Origin of the sequence: Streptomyces sp. H51 (genome assembly GCF_035656535.1) — a bacterium.
Classification (GTDB): Bacteria; Actinomycetota; Actinomycetes; order Streptomycetales; family Streptomycetaceae; genus Streptomyces.
On record NZ_JAYMHD010000047.1, the window covers coordinates 1 to 2627 of the forward strand.

A 2627-nucleotide genomic window follows, 5' to 3' on the forward strand; every position below is an offset into this window, starting at 1 on the left:
CCGTTGACCGGTGTCGTGCACACCGCCGGTGTCCTGGACGACGGTGTCCTCGGCTCGCTGGACGCCGAACGCGTCGAACACGTCATGCGGCCCAAGACGGACGCGGCCTGGCATCTTCACGAGCTCACCCGCGACCTCGACCTGACCGCGTTCGTGCTGTACTCCTCCGCCGCCGGTGTCCTCGGCGGCCCGGGACAGGGCAACTACGCGGCCGCCAACGCGTTCCTCGACGCGCTCGCCCACCACCGCGCCGCCCACGGCCTGCCCGCCACCTCCCTGGCCTGGGGCCTGTGGGGCGAGGCCAGCGGCATGACCGGGCACCTGTCCGAGGACGACGTCCAGCGCATGGCACGCTCCGGCATGGCGGCGTTCCCCGCCGCCGACGGACTCGCCCTGTTCGACGCCGGCCACGCCGCCGGGGCGGCCCTGCTGCTGCCCGTGCGCCTGGACCCGGCGGCCCTGCGCGCCATGGCCGCCACCGGTACCGTGCCCGCCCTGGCGCGCGGCCTGGTCCGCGCCCCGGCACGGCGCACCGTGGACGGCGCCGACGGCACGGGCGGCTCCGCGCTCGCCGCCCGGCTCGCCGGACTCACCCCCGACGACCGGCACCGCACGCTCCTGGACCTGGTGCGCACCCACGCGGCCGCCGTCCTCGGACACGGCGGAACCGATGCCGTCGGAGCCGAGAAGGCGTTCAAGGACCTCGGCTTCGACTCGCTGACCGCCGTCGAACTGCGCAACCGGCTCGGCGCCGCCACCGGCCTCCGGCTGCCCGCCACCGCGGTCTTCGACCACCCCACCCCGGCCGCCCTCGCCCGGCTGCTGCGCACCGAACTCCTCGGCGACGCCACCCAGGACACCCCGCGGCAGGACACCGCGCCCGTCCTGCCCGCCGACGACGACCCCGTCGTCATCGTCGGCATGGCCTGCCGTTTCCCCGACGGCGCCGACTCGCCGGAGGCGCTGTGGCGGCTGGTCGTCGAGGGCCGCGACGCCATCGGGCCGTTCCCCGCCGACCGCGGCTGGGACCTCGACCACCTCTACGACCCGGAACCCGGCCTGCCCGGCCGCACCTACGTGCGCGAGGGCGGGTTCCTGCACCAGGCAGGGCTGTTCGACCCCGAACTGTTCGGGATCTCGCCGCGCGAGGCACTCGCCATGGACCCGCAGCAGCGGCTGGTCCTGGAAGGCGCCTGGGAGGCCTTCGAACGCGCCGGCCTCGACCCGGCCGCCCTCAAGGGCAGCCGCACCGGCGTCTACGTCGGCGCCGTACCCTCCGGATACGCCACCGAACTGCGGGAGATCCCCGACGGCGTCGAGGGCTACTTCGGCACCGGCCTGTCCAACAGCGTCATCTCCGGCCGCGTCGCCTACACCTTCGGCCTGGAGGGCCCCGCCGTCACCGTCGACACCGCCTGCTCCTCCTCACTGGTGGCCCTGCACCTCGCGACCCGCGCACTGCGGCAGGGCGAGTGCACCCTCGCCCTCGCGGGCGGCGTCGCCGTCATGGCGACCCCCGCCGAGTTCCTGGAATTCGGCCGGCAGCGCGCCCTCGCCGCCGACGGCCGCTGCAAGGCATTCGCGGCCGCCGCCGACGGCACCTCCTTCTCCGAGGGCCTCGGCATGCTGCTGCTCGAGCGGCTCTCCGACGCCGTCCGCAACGGGCACCCCGTCCTCGCGGTCGTCCGCGGCTCCGCCACCAACCAGGACGGTGCCTCCAACGGCCTGACCGCCCCCAACGGCCCCTCCCAGCAGCGCGTCATCCGCGCCGCCCTCGTCGACGCCCGGCTCTCCGCGCGGGACGTCGACGCGGTCGAGGCGCACGGCACCGGCACCCGCCTCGGCGACCCGATCGAGGCCCACGCCCTGCTCGCCACCTACGGACGGGGACGCCCCGCCGACCGGCCCCTGTGGCTCGGCTCCCTGAAGTCGAACATCGGCCACACCCAGGCCGTCTCCGGCGTCGCCGGCGTCATCAAATCCGTCCTCGCCCTGCGCCACGGCGTCCTGCCCAGGACCCTGCACGTCGACGCCCCGTCCCCGCACATCGAATGGGAGAACGGGGACGTCCGCCTCCTCACCGAGGACCGCGCCTGGCCCGACACCGGGCACCCGCGCCGCATCGGCGTCTCCTCCTTCGGCATCAGCGGCACCAACGCGCACGTCGTCCTGGAGCAGCCGCCCGCCGCGACCGACACCGCCGACAACCGTGCCCCCGGCGACACCGGCCGCCCCGCCGTCGCCGGCGTCCTCGCGGCCACCGTGCCCTGGGTACTCTCCGGCCGCAACCCGGCCGCACTGCGCGACCAGGCCCGCCGCCTGCACGACCACCTCGCCGCCGACCTCCACCTGCCCCTCTCGGACGTCGCCCTGACCCTCGCCACCGCCCGCTCCCACCTGGAGCACCGCGCCGCCGTCGTCCTCGACAGCCGCGAGACCGCGCTGGCCGGCCTCGCCGCCCTCGCCGAGGACCGCACCGCAGACCACGTGACCAGCGGAGTCGCCGACCACCAAGCCGCCGACACCGGGGGGAGGGTGGTGTTCGTTTTCCCGGGTCAGGGGTCGCAGTGGGTGGGGATGGGGGTGGGGTTGTTGGATGCGTCGCCGGTGTTCGCGGCGGGGTTCGC

Annotated in this window: 1 protein-coding gene; it reads left to right on the forward strand. The window is 75.6% G+C overall.

Annotation, left to right across the window (positions count from 1 at the left end; genetic code table 11):
- On the forward strand, positions 1 to 2627 hold a 2627-nt coding region (locus VKA29_RS13600), incomplete at both ends, for a beta-ketoacyl synthase N-terminal-like domain-containing protein (protein WP_324785749.1).